Annotated in this window: 15 protein-coding genes and 3 tRNA genes; 15 read left to right on the top strand and 3 right to left on the bottom strand. The window is 73.6% G+C overall.

Translation table 11 applies throughout. From position 1 onward, the window contains the following. Positions 1–4: 4 nt before the first annotated feature. The gene (locus ACZCLJ_RS11015; protein ID WP_463103702.1) at positions 5–982 is read right to left on the bottom strand and encodes an NAD(P)H-quinone oxidoreductase; all 978 of its coding nucleotides are present in this window, start codon (positions 980–982) and stop codon (positions 5–7) included. Between the two features lie 218 nt (positions 983–1200). Here ACZCLJ_RS11015 and ACZCLJ_RS11010 point away from each other — a divergent pair, with 218 nt between their 5' ends. From ACZCLJ_RS11010 to ACZCLJ_RS10975, 8 genes are all read left to right on the top strand, one after another. Then, positions 1201–5046: a sensor histidine kinase gene (locus ACZCLJ_RS11010; RefSeq protein ID WP_463103701.1), complete on the top strand. Its 3846-nt coding sequence runs from the start codon at positions 1201–1203 to the stop codon at positions 5044–5046. 36 nt (positions 5047–5082) lie between these two features. Next, positions 5083–5532: a roadblock/LC7 domain-containing protein gene (locus tag ACZCLJ_RS11005; RefSeq protein ID WP_251152229.1), complete on the top strand. Its 450-nt coding sequence runs from the start codon at positions 5083–5085 to the stop codon at positions 5530–5532. A gap of 10 nt (positions 5533–5542) precedes the next feature. Beyond that, positions 5543–5956 (top strand): DUF742 domain-containing protein, encoded by a 414-nt coding sequence (locus ACZCLJ_RS11000; RefSeq protein WP_251152230.1) that lies wholly within the window; start codon positions 5543–5545, stop codon positions 5954–5956. Positions 5957–6359: 403 nt separating this feature from the next. Beyond that, entirely contained in the window at positions 6360–6959 is a 600-nt protein-coding gene (locus ACZCLJ_RS10995; protein ID WP_251152294.1) for a GTP-binding protein, read from the top strand. 115 nt (positions 6960–7074) lie between these two features. After that, positions 7075–7159: transfer RNA gene (locus ACZCLJ_RS10990), tRNA-Ser, on the top strand. A gap of 10 nt (positions 7160–7169) precedes the next feature. Then, positions 7170–7859: a hypothetical protein gene (locus ACZCLJ_RS10985; protein ID WP_463103700.1), complete on the top strand. Its 690-nt coding sequence runs from the start codon at positions 7170–7172 to the stop codon at positions 7857–7859. Between the two features lie 100 nt (positions 7860–7959). Then, the gene (locus ACZCLJ_RS10980; protein ID WP_463103699.1) at positions 7960–9243 is read left to right on the top strand and encodes a threonine/serine exporter family protein; all 1284 of its coding nucleotides are present in this window, start codon (positions 7960–7962) and stop codon (positions 9241–9243) included. 175 nt (positions 9244–9418) lie between these two features. Further along, positions 9419–9510 (top strand) — tRNA-Ser (locus ACZCLJ_RS10975). 239 nt (positions 9511–9749) lie between these two features. Here ACZCLJ_RS10975 and ACZCLJ_RS10970 read toward each other — a convergent pair. Both ACZCLJ_RS10970 and ACZCLJ_RS10965 read right to left on the bottom strand, forming a co-directional pair. Then, the gene (locus ACZCLJ_RS10970; RefSeq protein ID WP_463103698.1) at positions 9750–11120 is read right to left on the bottom strand and encodes an FtsX-like permease family protein; all 1371 of its coding nucleotides are present in this window, start codon (positions 11118–11120) and stop codon (positions 9750–9752) included. Next, a complete protein-coding gene (locus tag ACZCLJ_RS10965; protein ID WP_463103697.1) occupies positions 11117–11917 on the bottom strand; it encodes an ABC transporter ATP-binding protein in 801 nt (266 codons plus the stop codon). The genes ACZCLJ_RS10970 and ACZCLJ_RS10965 overlap by 4 nt, the downstream gene beginning before the upstream one ends. A gap of 269 nt (positions 11918–12186) precedes the next feature. Between ACZCLJ_RS10965 and ACZCLJ_RS10960 the strand changes: the two genes are divergently transcribed. From ACZCLJ_RS10960 to ACZCLJ_RS10930, 7 genes are all read left to right on the top strand, one after another. Continuing rightward, positions 12187–12259 (top strand) — tRNA-Arg (locus tag ACZCLJ_RS10960). 96 nt (positions 12260–12355) lie between these two features. Next, a complete protein-coding gene (locus ACZCLJ_RS10955) occupies positions 12356–12964 on the top strand; it encodes a GDSL-type esterase/lipase family protein (RefSeq protein ID WP_463103696.1) in 609 nt (202 codons plus the stop codon). A 174-nt stretch (positions 12965–13138) separates the two neighbouring features. Continuing rightward, a complete protein-coding gene (ectA, locus tag ACZCLJ_RS10950; protein ID WP_463103695.1) occupies positions 13139–13750 on the top strand; it encodes a diaminobutyrate acetyltransferase in 612 nt (203 codons plus the stop codon). A 98-nt stretch (positions 13751–13848) separates the two neighbouring features. Then, positions 13849–15147: a diaminobutyrate--2-oxoglutarate transaminase gene (gene ectB, locus ACZCLJ_RS10945; protein WP_463103694.1), complete on the top strand. Its 1299-nt coding sequence runs from the start codon at positions 13849–13851 to the stop codon at positions 15145–15147. Between the two features lie 83 nt (positions 15148–15230). Beyond that, positions 15231–15632 carry an ectoine synthase gene (locus ACZCLJ_RS10940; RefSeq protein ID WP_463103693.1) on the top strand — a complete coding sequence of 134 codons (402 nt, stop codon included), beginning with the start codon at positions 15231–15233 and terminating at the stop codon, positions 15630–15632. A 150-nt stretch (positions 15633–15782) separates the two neighbouring features. Continuing rightward, entirely contained in the window at positions 15783–16382 is a 600-nt protein-coding gene (locus ACZCLJ_RS10935; RefSeq protein WP_463103692.1) for a TetR/AcrR family transcriptional regulator, read from the top strand. A gap of 119 nt (positions 16383–16501) precedes the next feature. Next, complete coding sequence (locus tag ACZCLJ_RS10930; protein WP_463103691.1) at positions 16502–17563, top strand: alpha/beta fold hydrolase; 1062 nt, start codon at positions 16502–16504, stop codon at positions 17561–17563.

The raw sequence follows: 17563 nt of genomic DNA, 5'->3' as shown, positions 1-17563 counted from the left end.
GGGGCTACGGGACGAGCAGGACCTTGCCGAACACGTCGCCGGACTCGAGGAGCTCGTGCGCCCGGGCCGCCTCGGCGAGGGGGACGCGCGCGTGGACGACCGGTCGGACCCGCCCGTCCTCGACCATCGGCCAGACGTGCGTGAGGACGTCGTGGACGATGCGCGCCTTCTCGTGCGCGGGACGCGAGCGCAGCGTCGTGCCCGCGACCGTGGCGCGGCGGGCGAGGAGCCGGCCCAGGTCGAGCTCGGCACGGGCTCCCTTCTGCATGCCGATGACGACGAGCCGACCGTTGGTCGCCAGGGCCTCGAGGTTGCGGTCGAGGTAGGCGGCACCCACGACGTCGAGCACGACGTCCGCGCCGCGTCCAGAGGACGCCTCGCGCACCGCCGCGACGAAGTCCTCCTCGCGGTGGTCGACGGCGAGGCTCGCCCCGAGCGCCAGGCACCGGTCCGCGCGCTCACGCCCGCCGGCGGTGACGGCGACCTGTGCCCCGAGCGCGGCCCCGACCTGCACCGCGATCGTCCCGACGCCGCCCGACCCACCGTGCACGAGGAGCCACTCGCCCGCGGCGAGCCGGCCGACGTCCACGAGGTTGCTCCAGACGGTGCACGCCGCCTCGGGCAGCGCCGCGGCGTCGACGAGGTCCACCCCTGCCGGGACCGGCAGGACCTGCGTCGCGCGGACGCGGACCTGCTCGGCGTAGCCTCCGCCGTCGAGCAGCGCGACGGCCCGGTCGCCGACGGACCACCCGCTGACCTCGTCGCCGAGGAGGGCGACGGTGCCCGAGACCTCGAGCCCCGGCCAGTCCGGTGCGCCGGGCGGCGGAGGGTAGGATCCAGCGCGTTGTAGCAGGTCAGCGCGGTTCACGCCAGCGGAAGCGACGTGCAGGACGAGCTCCCCGGGCCCAGGGGTCTGGTCAGGGAGCTCGGAAACCGTTAGTTTCGCAGGGCCGCCGGGGCCGGATATCGTGACGCCTCGCACGACGTCGAGACTACGCGTGGGCCGCCGGGGGCGCCGGTCCGCCGCGGGGCGAGGGGGCCGACAGCAGGCGTGGGAGCGCTTGCGTCCGGATTAGGCGTCCGGGGGAAGTGCACCGATAGTTAGTACGCACGACCGGGGAGACGGGACGCAACGGACGCGTCGGGGGCGCCGATCCGGGTTGACCAGGGTGATGGAGGCAGGTTCGAATGCTCCGCAGGTTGAGCGTCCGCGGGAAGATCCTTGCGGCTCTCGCGGTGCCGGTCCTCGTGCTGTTCATCGCCGCGGCCGTGATCTCCGGTCAGGCGATCGCGTCGGCACGCACGGCGAGCCAGACGAGCGCGCTCGTCGACGCTCTCGAGAAGCAGGACGTCGCCGGGACGGAGATCGCGGCCGAGCGCTCGCTCTCGATCCTCGAGTCCTACCGGTCGGAGGGCGCCGAGGAGCAGATGCTCGCACAGCGCGAGAAGACCGACCGCGCGCTCGACACCCGTGACCGGGCCTACGAAGCCTTGAACCTCTCGGCGCTGGACACCCGCGTGCAGGACGCGGTCGAGCAGACGATCGCCGACCGGCAGGAGCTCGAGTCGATCCGCCGCGGGATCGACCGGTCGAGCCTCGGTGAGCAGCAGCGCACGGCCCTGTACACGGGACTCATCAACAACGCGCTCGACGTGCCGGCCAGCCTCGCGGACACCTCGACCCAGCGTGGTCTCGCGCAGTACCTCGACGCCTACGTGGTGCTGGACCGCCTGCTCGCCCAGCAGGCCGTCGAGCTCCCCGTCGCGGGCAGCGTGATCGCCGCGGCGCAGGTAGGCCAGGAGAACGAGACCGCGAACCAGCGGGCCGCGGTCCTCCTGACCACGGGTGACACGCTCAGCCAGGAGGCACGTCGGGCCATCCGCCTCCTGCCGGACTTCGACCAGGCGCTCCCCGTGCCCGGCGCGGTCTACAACCAGCTGCGTGCCAACGTCGCGGGCTCCCGCCCGGCGTCGGTCACCGCGACCGCCGCGAGCGAGTGGCAGACGTTGTCCACGGAGGACCGTGCGAACACCACGCCCGTGCGTGACGCGGTGCGGTCCGAGACGATCACCGAGGCCTCCGCGCTCGCGACCGCCGCCACCACGCGCGCGATCCTGACCATCGCCGCGACGCTGGCCGCAGTCGTCGCCTCGATCCTCGTCGCGGGCCTCATCGCCCGCGCGATCGTCAACCCGCTGCGCCGCCTGACCGACGCCGCCGAGGACGTCCGTGACCAGCTCCCGAAGCTCGTCGAGCAGGTCGCGGTCCCCGGCCAGGGCCCGGGCATCGACCTGACGCCGATCACCGTGGAGTCCACGGACGAGGTCGGGCAGCTCGCGACCGCGTTCAACGACGTGAACTCGACGACCGTCAAGGTCGCGCGCGAGCAGGCCGCGCTGCGTGGCTCCATCGCCGAGATGTTCGTCAACGTCGCCCGTCGCGACCAGGTGCTCCTCAACCGCCAGCTCGCGTTCCTCGACGACCTCGAGCGCTCCGAGGAGGACCCGGGGACGCTGTCGAACCTGTTCCGGCTCGACCACCTCGCGACCCGGATGCGCCGCAACGCGGAGTCCCTCCTCGTCCTCGCGGGCATCGACTCCGGCCGTCGCGTGCGTCAGCCCATGCCGGCGTCCGACGTGATCCGTACGGCGTCGTCCGAGATCGAGCTCTACGACCGCGTCCGGCTCAACCTCGTCGTCGACCCGCTCATGCTCGGGCACAACGCGCTCAACGCCGCGCACCTGCTCGCCGAGCTCCTCGAGAACGCGACGATGTTCTCGGAGCCGCACACGCCGGTCGAGGTGACGACGGGTCGCGACGAGCACTCCGTCTACATCACGGTGCGCGACCACGGTCTCGGCATGACCGCGGAGGAGGTCGCCGAGGCGAACCGCAAGGTCGCGACGCACGCGGCGTCCGACGTCGTCGGCGCCCAGCGCCTCGGCCTCTTCGTGGTCGGCCGCCTCGCGGACCGCCTGGGCGCGCGCGTGCGCTTCGCCGCCGGGTCCGACGGCAACGGGACCGAGGTCACCGTGTCGTTCCCGGGTGTGCTGTTCGTGCCCGACTCCAACGTGCCGCTCCCGCAGCCGACGGACCCGCTGGAGACGCGCACGCAGGCCGCCGCCCAGCAGCTGGCCGCCACCGGCGTGGTGCCGGCCGTGGAGGCGCCCGCGCCGCAGCAGCCGCAGCAGGTCCAGCAGCTTCCTGCCGCCCCGACGGTGACGTCCGCGACCCCGGCCGTCGAGCCCGAGGCGGCTCCCGTCGCGGTCCCCGTCGACCTCGCCGCCCTCACCGACGGCACGACCCAGACCGGGATGCCGCGTCGTCGGTCGCGCACCGTCGACCCCGCGGCGTCGGCGCCGAGCGCGTCGTTCGCGTCCGGTCCGCAGACGGGGGCGATCGTCCTGCCGCCGCTCGCGACCCCCGCGCTGCCCGACGAGCTGCCCGCGGGCGAGGACGCCTGGACCCCGCCCGCCGAGGTCGCTCCCGCGGGCAACGCCCTCCCGAGCCGCGCGCGCCAGGCGGCACCGACGGTCGAGCCGGTCTCGCAGGAGATCCCCGTCCTCGACGTGAGCACCCGCAGCGCGCTCTTCTCGAGCTTCCGTCCGGTCGGGGAGCGCGCTGCGACGGAGAACCCGGTCGACCTCCCGGCGGCACCCGAGGTCACCGCGACGGACATCCCGCTCGCCGCGGACGCCGTCGTGAGCGAGCCGGTCGCCGAGTCGCCGTGGGCGCCGCAGGAGCCCGTGGTCCAGCAGGAGGCATGGGCGCCGCAGGCGCCGGCCGAGCAGCCGTGGGCCCCCCAGCAGGCCTGGTCCGACGAGACGCTCTCGGGTCGGGCGACGGCGCCGGTCACGGACACGTCCGACGCGACGCGCGTCGTGCCCGCGGTCCCCGCCGAACCCGAGCGCTGGAGCGAACCCGTCGACGACGCGACGGTGGCTCGTGCCCCGCTCGCGCAGCGGGTGCCGGCCTCCGAGCCGGCACGTGTCCCGGACCCGGTGAGCGACGTGCCCGTCGTGCACGGCGAGGCCGACCAGGAGGTGCCGGCAGAGCTGTCCTTCGAGGCGTTGCCGCGCTTCGAGGAACTCATGGCGGACCTGCCGACGCGACGTTCGCTGCGGGAGAGCCAGGTGCGCAAGCGGGGGCTCTTCGGCCGCCGCCCGCGCACGACCGCCACACCGCGGGCGACGGTGGCCCCGGACGGTCCGTCCGCGGCGGCCCTCGCCTCACGTCCTGCGGGGCCCGTCCCGGCCGAGCCCGCTCCGTCGGCACCGCTGACGCTCACGCCCGCCGAGCTGGTCGACGACGTCCCGACGCCGGCACCGGTCCGTGCCTCGGCGTTCGCGGCTCAGGCGCCGTCGTCCGCGTCAGGGCCGGACGCCGCACCGTCGCCGTTCGCGGCACCGGCACCGGCTCCTGTGACGGGGCCCCAGCCTGCGCCCGCCGTGGCCCGCGCCTCGGTCTTCGCGCAGCCGGAGCCCGCGACGCCTCGGGCCGTGGAGACCGTCGCCCCGGTCGGGGTCGCCGGCACGGACTCGTACGCGCCGGTCGACCCGGTCCGGCCCGCGGTCGCGACCGCGCCGGGCACGGGGTTCGGTGCGCCGACGCCGCTCGTCCGTCGCCAGGTTCCCGAGGCGATCGAGCCGCTCGAGCCGGGCTACGTGAGCGACTCGGTCGAGGCGCGCTCCGACTGGATGGCCTCGGCCGTCCTGTACGAGGAGATGTCCACCCTGCTGCGGGGCAGCACCGACTTCCAGGAAGCGACGTTGGCGGACCCGAACGACGGCACGTACCAGCCCCTCACGGTGGAGTCGGCCCCGCCGGCCGGCCTCACCCGCCGTTCGCGCGGCGAGAACCGCGAGGGCTACGTGGACCGCTTCACGGCCCGCATCGACCGTGACCCGGAGCAGCTGCGCGCCCGCCTGTCGGCCTTCCAGTCCGCCACGGCACGAGGCCGCGTCGAGGGCCAGGACGAGCCGGGCTCGACGTGGACCCCGGAGACCATGGATTATGTCCCTGATTCAGCGCCGCAGGCGCGGTGATCACGTGCCCGCTGCGGCAACTGACGAGGAGGAAGTGTGAACGCGCTCAGCACCGAGGCCACGAATTTCGGGTGGCTGCTCGACAACTTCGTGCGAACGGTCCCGGGGAGCCGGCACACGCTCGTGGTGTCGGCCGACGGCCTGCTCATGGCGATGTCGGACCAGCTCGACCGGACGAGCGGTGACCAGCTCGCGGCCATCGTCTCGGGCATGTCGAGCCTGACGCGCGGGGCCGCGCGTCAGCTCAACGGCGGCAACGTCCGGCAGGCCATCGTCGAGATGGACAACGGCTTCCTGTTCCTGATGAACGTGTCGAACGGGTCCGTTCTCGGGGTCGTCGCGGAGGCCACGTGCGACATCGGGCTCATCGGCTACGAGATGGCGCTCCTGGTCTCGCGCACGGAGGCTACGCTGACCCCGCAGCTGATCTCCGAGATGCGGGGGAGCCTCCCCGTTGACGGTGCCACCCGAGCCCCCGTGGGATGAGGTCTGATCGATGACGAACGTACCTTTCGGCCGTGCCGGAGCCCACTCCGACGGCTACGAGGCGTCGACGGTGCGTCCGTACGCCGTGACGGGCGGTCGTGTGCGCTCGGCGACGTCGGACCTGCCTCTCGAGGCGCTCGTCGAGGTCATGCCGGGCGCCGTGAACAGCTACGGGCTGCCGCCGGAGAAGCGCTCGATCCTCCAGCACGCCGCGCACACGTACGTCTCGATCGCCGAGCTCTCAGCCCTGCTGCGGCTCCCCCTCGGCGTGACGAAGGTGCTCGTCGCGGACCTGCAGGAGGACAACTACATCACCGTGCACACGTCGACCCCGCTCAACGTGCACACGGGTCACGGAAGCAACCACTCGGGCCTGTCCCTGAGCGTCTTGGAGAGTGTTCTCAATGGCATTTCCACCCTCTGAGGGCTCGGGCGTCGCGCCTCAGGGCGGCCAGCCGTCCGGTGTGATCTCCGCCGTCCCCGGTGGCGCGAGGGCGGCGAGCGGACCGTCGTGGACGCCCGTCGCCGGGGGAGGGTCGTCGACGACGGCGCCTGCAGCCCCCGCGCAGAACGCTCCCGCGCAGAGCTCGCCCGTGGCTCCCGCGTCGGTGGCTCCCGTCCAGGCCGCGGCGACCGCGCAGCACGGCGTGCCGGGTCAGGCGTCCGCGCCGGCCGCGCAGCCCGCGCCCAGCCCGACGGTGGCACCGGTCGCACCGACCTCGTCGCACCAGCCCGTGGCCCAGGCGCCGGCCGCGCACGTGCCGGCAGCCCAGGTGCCCGTCGCCCAGGCCCCAGCGCCGCAGCAGCCGCGCACCGCACCGCAGCCGATGGCCTCCGCCCAGGCGGGTGCGGCGCCGTCGGCGCCTCGCACGGCGCCGACGGTCGTGAAGATCGTCGTCGCGGGCGGTTTCGCCGTCGGCAAGACGACGTTCATCGGTTCGATCTCCGACGTGGAGCCTCTCAACACCGAGGCGGCCATGACGGAGCACTCGGTGGGCGTCGACGACGCGGGCGGCGTCACCGACCGCAAGACGACGACCACGGTCGCCATGGACTTCGGCCGTGTGTCGCTCCCCGGCAACCTGTGGCTCTACCTGTTCGGCACGCCGGGCCAGGACCGCTTCCTCTTCATGTGGGACGACCTGGTGCGCGGCGCGATCGGTGCCGTCGTGCTCGTCGACACCGACCGTCTCGAGCAGTGCTTCCCGGCGATCGACTACTTCGAGTCGCGCAACATCCCGTTCGTCGTGGGCGTGAACTGCTTCGACGGCGTGGCCAAGCACAAGCTCGAGGACGTGCGCGAGGCGCTGCAGATCCCGGCCCACGTGCCGATGCTCTACACGGACGCGCGGTCGCGGGCCGCCACCAAGCAGACGCTCATCGCGCTGGTCCAGCTCGCGATGCGGCAGCTCCGCGGCGCGGCCTGAACGCTCCGCCCGGCATCACCACCGACCACGGCGGGTCACCCTCCACAGGGCGACCCGCCGTCGTCGTGCACGGGGACGACGTGCCAGAATGGCACGCCGGGCCCGCGAGGCCCGAGGAGGGCTGACAGAGCGGCCTAATGTGACGGTCTTGAAAACCGTTGTGCGGCAACGCACCGGGGGTTCGAATCCCTCGCCCTCCGCTCGACGACCATGAACACCACCACGTCCGGTTCCAGCCTCTCGGTGCCCTCGCCCCGCGCGCACGCCGCACCGGCGGCGCGTCGTGCCGTCCTCACGCTGTGCGTCGCGGCGGTGGTGCTCGGGGGGTGCGCGGCGCCGTCGTCCGTCCCGAGCGTCGAGCTGTGCTCCGACCTGCACCCCGCTGACGTCGTCCCCGGGCCCAGCGAGGTGAGCGACCACGACGAGTGCGTGGCGGGAATCGAGGCCGGGCTGGCCGCGGAGCGGCCCGACACGGTGGCGGTGGACGACCTGGACCGGATGCTCGACGACCCGACGTCGGACGGGCTGATCACCGCGCGCACGGCCCAGGTGATGGACCTCGCGCTGGCCGAGTTCCCCGGCTCCTCCTGGTCGTGCTGGTCGCCGCGGCCCGGGACCCGTTCCGAGCACCCCCTCGGCCGGGCGTGCGACGTGACGTACGGCAACGCTCTCGGTGAGGCGGCGATCGGCGATGCCCTGGAGCAGGGGTGGGCCATGACGGCCTGGTTGCAGACCCACGCCGACGTGCTCGGGGTGGACTACGTCATCTGGCAGGGCGGCATCTGGTCGTCGCGATGGTGGGGGGCCGAGTGGCGGCCGTACGGCGGCGGGGGCATGCACGACCCCGCGGACGTCACGGGCGGTCACTTCGACCACCTCCACGTCACCGTGCGCGGCTGAGCCCGGACGTCGTCCGCTCGCGCGCGCCCACGGGAGCCGCTGCAGGTTGCGCGACCTCCCGGCACGGGACACGCGCGGCCGTGTGCGCCATCATGGCTGAGTGACGCGCCAGCCCCCCGGTCCCTCCTCCGACGAGGCATCGCTCGAGCCGGTCGAGCTCATCCGACGGTCGGGGACCGTGCTGCGCATCGGCAGGCTCGCGCTGTCGGCGGGCACGGGCAGCTACCGCGTGAAGTCGCACATGTGGCGCGCCGGGCGGGCGCTCGGCCTCGACCGGGTCGCCGCGCACGTGACGCTCACGGAGATCACGGCGACGTCGTACCGCGGTCCGATCTTCCGCACGGAGCTCACGGAGGTGCGCTCCGTCGGGATCGACGCCGACAGGCTCAGCGAGCTCGAGCGGTTCTCGTCCGCGCTGCCACCGGAAGCGGACCTGGACGCGGTGGACGCCGAGCTCGACCGCATCGCGCGCAAGCCGCCGCTCTACGGGGCCCTGCTCAACGCGACGTGGGCGGGCGTGGCGTGCGCGGCGTTCGCGTTCCTCAACAACGGGGGAGCGGTCGAGTGCGGTGCCGTGCTCGTCGCGGCGGCGCTCGGCCAGCTCGTGCGCCGGGCGATGCTGCACCGGGGGATCAACCAGTTCGGCGTGACGATGCTCGCCGCGGCGGTGGCGAGCATCGCGTACCTCGTCCTCGTGCTCGGTCTGTCCGACCTCGCCGGCGTCAGCGGGAGCCACGAGGCGGGCTACGTCTCCGCGGTGCTGTTCCTCGTGCCGGGGTTCGCGCTCGTCACCGGGGCCCTGGACCTCGCGAAGCTCGACTTCTCCGCAGGGGTCGCCCGGCTGACGTACGCGTTGATGATCCTCGCGTCCGCAGCCCTCGCCGTGTGGGGGGTGTCCGCGATCGCGGGGCTCGCTCCCGACCCCGTCCCGCCGCCGGGCCTCGACGAGCCGGCGCTCGTCGCCCTGCGCACGCTCGCGAGCTTCCTCGGCGTGCTCGGCTTCGCGCTGATGTTCAACAGCCCCTGGGCGATGGCGCTCGGTGCGGCGGCGATCGGGACCGTCGCCAACGTCGGCCGGCTCTTCCTGGTCGACGGCGGCGTGGTGCCGCAGGCCGCGGCGGCAGGGGCGGCGCTCCTGGTCGGTCTCCTCGCCGCGACGCTCGCGCCCGCGCTGCGCGTGCCGCGCATCACCGTCTCGGTGCCGGCCGTGGTGATCATGGTCCCGGGCGTCACGGCGTACCGCGCGGTCTACGAGTTCAACACCGGTGCGACGACGCAGGCGCTCGCCTATGCCGTCGAGGCCGGGCTCGTCATCGTGGCGCTGGCGATCGGGCTGGCCGTCGCGCGCATGCTCACCGACCGGCGGTGGACGTTCGAGCGGTAGGCGGCCGTCGCAGACCGTCGCACGCCCGCGCGGCCCGCGCGGCCCTTGCGCCCGCGGTTCCGCGGGCCAGGCGCCGTCGGCGGGGCGCGGTTTGGTCGTGCGCCGAGGCCCCGGTACCCTGGGCGACGCGGGTGCAGCTCCGTCGTCGATGCGTCGGCACGAGCAGGTCCCGCGAGGAGACGTCGCATAGTCAGGTCTAGTGCGCCACCCTGCTAAGGTGGTAACGGGGCAACCCGTTCGAGGGTTCAAATCCCTCCGTCTCCGCCAGGAAGGCTCCGGCAGCCCAGCGCCCGGAGCCTTTTCTGTTGCCCGCGCACGGTCGACCGCGCGTCACGCCCCGCGTCCCGCGCGCCGCGACGCCGAACCCCGGGTTGTGTGTCACCCGCCCTCGCCGAACCCCGGGTTGTGGGTCACCCAAGGCGTTGAACGCCGCACAAGCCGGGGTTCGGCAGAGGACGTCCGCCCGCCGGAACCTTGAGCGGACCCGGTCCGGGGGAGCCTGTCGGCTACGCCGTGCCCGACGTCGCGAGCGCGGACCGCACGACGAACCGTGAGGCTCCCGCCCCCGCCAGGACGAGGCCCGACGCGGCCGCGACGCAGAGCAGGAACTGGACGACGACGCCCACGTTCGCGAACGCGTTGAGCCCGATCACGGGGACCATGAACATCAGCGCCCCGACGGTCGCGACGCCGACGCTCACCGCGAGCGGGACGAGGGTCTCGCGGAACCGTGCCTGGTCGAGCGTGCGCAGGTCCGTGCCGGCGAGCACGAGCGTCCGGTACTCGCCGCGCTGGTCGATGACACGACCGGCCTGCATGACGCCCGTCGAGACGGCGGCGAGAACCCCGGAGATCGCGAGCGTCAGGAAGCCGCCCGTCTTGAGGTCGGTGAGGAACTGGACCTCGGCGGAGTCGGCTCCTGCGCCCGGGTCGAAGAGCGCGAAGATGCTCGTCAGTCCGGCGATGAAGGTCGCGAGCGCGACTCCGCCCACCGAGCGCCACGCCGTCTTGGGGCTGTCGACGATGCGACGTCCCGCGAGCAGCGTCGGCACACGGCGCGCGCGGCCTGCCGTGATCTTCCCGACGAGCCAGATGACGAAGGGCCCGACGAGGTTGAGCGTCGCGAACCCGACGAGCAGGATCACGGTCAGCACGGTGATGACGACGGCGGCCGACCCGAACGACATGTTGGTGACGACGATCAGGGCGACGAACGCGACCCCCGTCGACACCAGGCGCACGGCCTTGAGGCCGGGGGGAGTGACGCGGGCCGCGACGCCGAGCGGCGTGATCGCGACGCGGCGCAGGCTCGCCAGCGACGAGACGAGCGCGACGACCACCACGAGCGCCACCGAGCCGAGCAGCGCGGGAACCCCGACCCACAGCTCGCCGATCCCGAAGGTGCGGCCCTGGAAGCGCAGCTGCGCGACGAGCGGCAGGAGCGCCGCGTAGCCGACGGTCCCGGCGAGCGCACCGGCCACGGCCTGCGCCGCGGCGTCGAGCACGGTGAGGGTGGTGACCTGGCCGGTCGTGGCGCCGGCGAGGCGCAGCGCGGAGAGGCGCGCGTCCCGCCGCGCGACGGCGAGGCGTGCAGCCGCTCCACCCAGGGTGACGAGCGGGATGAGCAGCAGGAGCATGGCGATCCCCGCGAGGACCGGGTACTGGGTGTCGTAGTCGCTGCCGTCGGCGATGCCCGTGCGCAACCCCTCGAGGCCTCCACCACGGGCGAGGAACGCGCCGAACCCGCCGACCACGACGAGCAGCACCGCGGTCGTCGTCGCGAACGCGATGACGGCGAGGACGGTGGTCAGCCGCTGCGGGTCGCGGTCGTCGGCGCTGCGGCGGCGCAGGAGCCACCAGAGGTCGACCGTCCTCATCGTGCACCCTCCGTGCTCGTCGCCGGGGGGGCGGGGACCGCGTGCTGCACGGCGGCGCTCGCCGGCGCTGCCTGCGTCCCGGGGGCGCGGAACTCGCCCGAGATGCGTCCGTCGCGCATCGTCACCGTGCGGGAGCAGTGGCGGGCCACGCCGGCGTCGTGCGTGACGATCACGAGTGCGGCGCCCGACGCACGTGTCGCGCGCGTGAGGACGTCGAGGACCTCGGAACCGGTGGACTGGTCGAGCGCGCCCGTGGGCTCGTCCGCGAAGACCACGCCGGGCGAGCCGACGAGCGCCCGTGCGATGGCGACGCGCTGCGCCTGGCCGCCCGAGAGCTCTCCCGGTCGCCGCTGCTCCATCCCCGCGAGCCCGAGGTGGGCGAGCCACCGGGCCGCGACCGCCGTCGCCTCGGCGCGCGACGTGCCCGCGAGCATGAGCGGCAGCGCCGCGTTCTCCACCGCGGGAAGCTCCGGCAGGAGCTGCCCCGACTGGAAGACGAAGCCGAAGTCGTTGCGCCGCAGCACGGTGCGGCGCGCGTCGGAGAGCGTCGCGACGTCCTCCCCGCGCCAGGCGACCGAGCCGGACGTCGGCGTGAGGATCCCGGCGAGGCAGTGCAGCAGCGTGGTCTTGCCGGAGCCGGACGGGCCCATGATCGCGAGCGACTCGCCCGGGTGGACGGTGAGGCTCACGCCGGCGAGAGCGGTCGTCGTCGCCTCGGCGGTGCCGTAGACCTTCGTGAGGGCGCTCGCGACGAGCGGCGAGCCACCGGGGGAGGGGGCGGGGTGCGTGGACGTCATGGTTCGATCCTCGGGCGTCGACCGCCGACGCGGCGTCGGGCTGCGGGAGGGACGTGTCGCCAGGCGTGTCCCACCGTGGGAGGACCGGGTGTGGTGCGCCAGGCGGACACGGGACTGCCGCGCGGTCGGGAGCGGACGGGAGGACGGCCGTGGCGTCCGTCACCTCCGCCGTCCCGGGGCCGTATCGGTTTGGGATCGCCGCCGGGACACGGTAGTCTTCTGGACGGCCGGTGAGCGATCGCCGGCCCTGCGAGAGCAGAGCACGACCAGCGCCCGTAGCTCAACGGATAGAGCATCTGACTACGGATCAGAAGGTTGGGGGTTCGAATCCCTTCGGGCGCACAGCTGAAGCCCCGGAACCGTGACGGTTCCGGGGCTTCGTCGTTCCCGGCTCCGGAGGTCCGGGCACGGCCGTCTCCGCGCCCCTAGACTGCCGCCGTGCCTCGATCGGACCGTGACGTGCGGGTGTGCTTCGTCGGCGACTCCTACGTCGCGGGAGTCGGTGACGAGACCGCGCTCGGCTGGGTCGGGCGCGTCGCCGCCGCGTCCGCGACGCGCGGGCTGCCGCTGACGTCGTACAACCTCGGCGTCCGGCGCGACACGTCGGCGGACGTCGCGGCACGGGTCGCGGGTGAGGTCGCGCCGCGACTCCGGGAGGCGACCGAACCGCGGGTCGTCGTCTCGTTCGGCGTGAACGACACGGTCCTCGACGGCGGTGCGCCCCGGCTCTCCGTCGACGAGACGCTCGCCGCGCTCGACCGGGTGCGCGTCGTGGTCCGCGACGAGCTGGACGTCCCCCTCCTGGTGGTCGGACCGGTCGCCGTCGCGGACGTCGAGCACGCCGTGCGGATCGGGCGGCTCGACGACGCGCTGGCGGTCGAGACGGAGAGGCTCGGCATCCCGTACGTCCCGGTGTTCGACGCGACGTCGCGCGACGAGGCGTGGCGGCACGCCGTCGTGGCGGGGGACGGCTACCACCCGGGCGCGAACGGCTACGAGATCCTCGCCGACCTGGTGGTCGCCCGGGTCCTCGACTGGGTCGGCTGAGCACAGAGGTCTCACCAGGAGAGACACGCGGTGTGTCCGTGATCGAATCGATACCTGACAGGCACGAACCGCGGTCTGTTGCGGATCCCAGCCTGTATCCGGCTCGCCGTTCGTCACGGGATCACCATCTCCGGGTGTCGGTCCGGCGCGGATGCGCCTAGGGTCGTCGACGGTATGGACACGACGACGAACGCCGCGCCCACAGCACCTCCGACCCCGAGCAGGACCCCGGGCACCGCCCGGAGCGCGAGCCCTGCAGCGCTCGCCCACCACGACGGTCCGCCGGCAGGCCTGCGCGTCCGCCGGCCCGCCACGGCCGACGGCGCCGCCATGTGGCGCGTCGCCCGCGACTCCGGGGAGCTCGACCTCAACTCGTCCTACGCGTACCTGGTGCTGGCCGAGCACTTCGCGGAGACCTGCCGTGTGGCGGTCGTCCCGGACGGCGCGAGCCCGACGGGAGAGCGGGTCGTCGGGTTCGTCTCCGGCTACCGGCTCCCCGACGACGTCGCGCACCTCTTCGTCTGGCAGGTCGCCGTGGACGAGGAGGCGCGCGGCTACGGGGTCGCGGGCCGGCTGCTCGACGCGCTCGTCGACGGCGCGCCCGACCTGACGACCGTGAAGACCACCGTCGCCGAGGACAACGTCGCGTCGCGGACTCTCTTCGTCCGCTGGGCCGCGCGTCGCGGCGCGACGATCGGCACGACCCCGCTCTTCACCGCGGACCACTTCCCCGACGCCCACGGCGACGAGCCGATGCTCGTCATCGACGGCGTCCACGCTCGCTGACCGCACGACATCGGGCTGCGCCGGTCCGGCGCGCGGGTGACGACGCAGCCTCCGACACGCCACGCACCCGTGCGCACCAGCACAAGGAGAGCTCCTTCGTGACAACCTCGACCGTCCTGACCGCCGCCGCGCACACCGCCGACGACCCGCTCGGCTTCACCTCGCTGGAGTCCGGTGTCCGCAGCTACTCGCGCGCCTGGCCCGTCGTCTTCGACCGGGCACGTGGCGCTGCGGTGTTCGCCGAGGACGGCACCGAGTACCTCGACTTCTTCGCCGGGGCGGGCTCGCTCAACTACGGCCACAACGAGCCGCGCCTGAAGAAGGTGCTGATCGACTACCTCGCGGACGACCGCATGGTGCACAGCCTCGACATGCTGACCACCGCCCGTCGTGACTTCCTGGAGACCTTCGAGTCGACGATCCTGCGGCCCCGCGGGCTCGACCACAAGGTCGTGTTCCCCGGTCCGGGCGGCGCCAACGCGGTCGAGGCGGCGCTCAAGCTCGCGCGGAAGGTGACAGGACGCGAGTCGGTCATCAACTTCACGAACGCGTTCCACGGCATGACGCTGGGCGCGCTGTCGGTGACAGGGAACTCGATGAAGCGCGGCGGCGCGGGCATCCCGCTCGTCCACGCGACGCCGATGCCCTACGACGACTACTTCAACGGCGACGTCGACGACTTCGTGTACCTCGAGCGCCTGCTGGGCGACGGGGGCAGCGGTCTCAACGAGCCGGCCGCCGTGATCGTCGAGACCGTGCAGGGCGAGGGCGGCATCAACGCCGCACGCGCCGAGTGGCTGCGCGGGCTCGCGGACCTGTGCACGCGCCACGGGATCCTGCTCATCGTCGACGACATCCAGATGGGTTGCGGCCGCACGGGCGGGTTCTTCAGCTTCGAGGAGGCCGGGATCGTCCCCGACATCATCTGCCTCTCGAAGTCGATCTCGGGCTACGGGCTGCCCATGGCGCTCACGCTCGTGCGTCCCGAGCTCGACATCTGGGAGCCCGGCGAGCACAACGGCACGTTCCGCGGCTTCGCGCCCGCGTTCGCGACGGCGGCCGAGGCGATCCGCACCTACTGGTCGGACGACGCGCTCGAGCGCGCCACGCTCGCGAAGGGCGCGCTCGTGGAGTCGCACTTCAACGCGGCGGTCGCGCAGCACCCCGACGCCGGGCTGATCTCGAAGGGCCGTGGTCTCGCGCGCGGCCTCCAGATGGCTGACGGCGAGGTCGCGGGCCGGGTCTGCGAGGAGGCCTTCGCGCGGGGCCTGCTCATGGAGACGTCGGGCCCCGACGGCGAGGTCGTCAAGCTGCTGCCGCCCCTCACGATCACCGAGGACGAGCTGCGCCGAGGGCTCGCGATCCTGGACGAGGCGATCGCCGTCGTCCTCCCCTGAACCGTCCCGCACCCGGGCCCGTCGTCGTGCTCGGGAGCGGGACGCCCGTCGACCGACCTGCCGAACCAGCACTGGAGGTACCCATGATCGTGCGCACCATCGACGAGATCACCGACACCGACGCCGACGTGCGGAGCGAGAACTGGCGCAGCAAGCGCATCGTCCTCGCGAAGGAGGGCGTCGGGTTCTCCGTCCACGAGACGACGCTCTACGCGGGCACGGAGAACGAGTTCTGGTACGCGAACCACATCGAGGCGGTCTTCGTCGTCGAGGGCGAAGGAAGCATCACCGATCTCGCGACGGGCGAGACGCACGAGCTCGCGCCGGGCTCGCTGTACCTGCTGGACGACCATGACAAGCACGTCGTGCGACCCCGCACGCAGATGCGCACCGTGTGCGTGTTCAACCCCCCGGTGACGGGTCGCGAGGTGCACGACGAGAACGGCGTGTACCCGCTCGTCACCGAGGAGCCCGCGCCGGTCTGACCGGCTCGACGCCGAACCCCGGGTTATAAGGCGATCCGACGCCGGATCGCCTCACAACCCGGGGTTCGGCGCACGCAGGTTCGGGGCCGTCCGGAGTCGGTTGGCGCGAGACTCTCCCCGTTTCAGCACGGTCGTGCTAACGTCGCGAGCGTGACCAAGGGCGACGAGACGCGGCAGGCGATCCTGCACCACGGCGTGGAGGCCGCCTACCGCGTCGGGCTGTCCGGGCTGACCATCGGCGAGCTGGCCCGGAGCACGGGGATGTCCAAGAGCGGGCTGTACGCGCACTTCCGGTCGAAGGAGTCGCTGCAGCTGGCCGTGCTGGAGCAGGCGCGCGCCGAGTTCGTCGAGTCGGTCGTCCTGCCCGCGCTCCGCACGCCGCGCGGCGAGCAGCGCCTGCGGACCCTGTTCGAGCGCTGGGTGTGGTGCGACCTGGTCCAGCAGCCCGGCGGGTGCCTGTTCGTCAAGGCGGCGACGGAGCTCTCGGCGCAGTCCGGCCCGGTCCGCGACCAGCTCGTCCGCGACCATCAGGACCTCTACGACGCGATCGCCCAGGTGTACCGCACGTGCGTCGACGACGGGTTCCGCGACGACGTCGACGCGCAGCAGGTCGCGTCGGACCTCTACGGGATCATGCTCGCGCTCCACCACGCGCACGTGTTCATAGGCGACGCCGCCGCCGAGGACCGCGCCCGGCGCGCGTTCGAGGCCCTGCTCGACGCCGCGCGCGTCCAGACCCCGGTCGGCTGACCGCGCCGCCCAGGCCGCCCGACCCAGACCCGCCCGACCCGGGCTCGCCGCCGAGGACCCGCCCGACCGCCACCCTCGCCGTCCCACCCCGATCCCACCACCACCGAGAGGAAGTCGCCATGACGGAGCCAGGCGTTCAGAAAAGCACGATCGTTCGTGCCGAGTCGGATCGTCGCGTCGCGCGCCGCCGTGCTGCCCGCCGTCGGCGAGCAGCGCTGCAGCTCGCCGTCGTCCGCGCGCGCCTCGGGCTCCTCCAGCGCATCGCTCCGCGCCGGGCCGCGCAGCACGCCCTGGACCTGTGGGCCACGCCGCCCGACGGGGCCGGCCGCCGCCGCGACGACAGACCCGCGCCCGGCACGCTCGGCTCGGTGACGACCGACGGAGGGTCGCACCTCGTCGTCGAGACGTGGTCACCGCCGTCCGGCCCGGCACCGGCGGAGGCGCTGGTGACGGGAGCGTCGACCGCGGTCGCGCCGTCGTCCGGGTCGACGCCGGGCGGGACCGTCGCAGACCTCGGCGCCGTCTACCTCGTCCACGGCTGGGGCGGGTGGCGCGGCCAGCTCGGCGCGTTCGTCGAGCCGCTGCGCGCGGCCGGGTACCGCGTCGTGGCGTTCGACGCCCTCAGCCACGGTGACTCCGGCCCCGGGCGCTTCGGGCCGCGCCGGAGCACGGTGCCCGAGATGGCGGAGTCGCTCGCTGCGGTGACGCGCGTCCACGGCGAGCCGACGGCCGTCGTCGCGCACTCGCTCGGCACGGCGACGACGACGCTCGCCGTCCGGGACGGGCTGGAGGTCGGTCGCCTCGTGCTCGTCGCCGCGATCGCCGACCCGCTCGGCGAGCTGGAGCGGTTCGCCGATGCCCTGCGCCTCGCGGCACCGACGCGTGCGCTGCTCCGTGCGCTGATCCTCGACGTGGCCGGCCGTCCGCTCTCGGACCTGGACGTGCTCGACACCGTGCGCAGCCACCCGCTGCCACCGGCGCTCGTCGTGCACGACCGCGCCGACAAGGAGGTGCCGTTCGAGGTCGGGGCCGCGCTCGCGGCGGCGTGGCCCGAGGGCGAGCTCCTCGCCACGGACGGCCTCGGGCACCACCGGCTGCTCCGCGACCCCACGGTGGTGCGCACGGTCGTCGACTACCTGGCGCCGGTCGGCGTGCGGGCGGCCGGGGTCGGCGACGCGTAA

The organism is Cellulosimicrobium sp. So1_17 (assembly GCF_055181235.1).
The sequence above is the reverse complement of the archived record's forward strand: the minus strand, read 5'-3'. Positions and strand labels throughout refer to the sequence as shown.

What these genes read in the sequence shown, in the direction of transcription:
- ACZCLJ_RS10970 (WP_463103698.1), bottom strand. Translation starts at nt 11,120, where the DNA reads ATGAGGACGGTCGACCTCTGGTGGCTCCTGCGCCGCCGCAGCGCCGAC.
- ACZCLJ_RS10995 (WP_251152294.1), top strand. Translation starts at nt 6,360, where the DNA reads ATGGCCTCCGCCCAGGCGGGTGCGGCGCCGTCGGCGCCTCGCACGGCG.
- ACZCLJ_RS11000 (WP_251152230.1), top strand. Translation starts at nt 5,543, where the DNA reads ATGACGAACGTACCTTTCGGCCGTGCCGGAGCCCACTCCGACGGCTAC.
- ectA (WP_463103695.1), top strand. Translation starts at nt 13,139, where the DNA reads ATGGACACGACGACGAACGCCGCGCCCACAGCACCTCCGACCCCGAGC.
- ACZCLJ_RS10965 (WP_463103697.1), bottom strand. Translation starts at nt 11,917, where the DNA reads ATGACGTCCACGCACCCCGCCCCCTCCCCCGGTGGCTCGCCGCTCGTC.
- ACZCLJ_RS10940 (WP_463103693.1), top strand. Translation starts at nt 15,231, where the DNA reads ATGATCGTGCGCACCATCGACGAGATCACCGACACCGACGCCGACGTG.
- ACZCLJ_RS10985 (WP_463103700.1), top strand. Translation starts at nt 7,170, where the DNA reads ATGAACACCACCACGTCCGGTTCCAGCCTCTCGGTGCCCTCGCCCCGC.
- ACZCLJ_RS10930 (WP_463103691.1), top strand. Translation starts at nt 16,502, where the DNA reads ATGACGGAGCCAGGCGTTCAGAAAAGCACGATCGTTCGTGCCGAGTCG.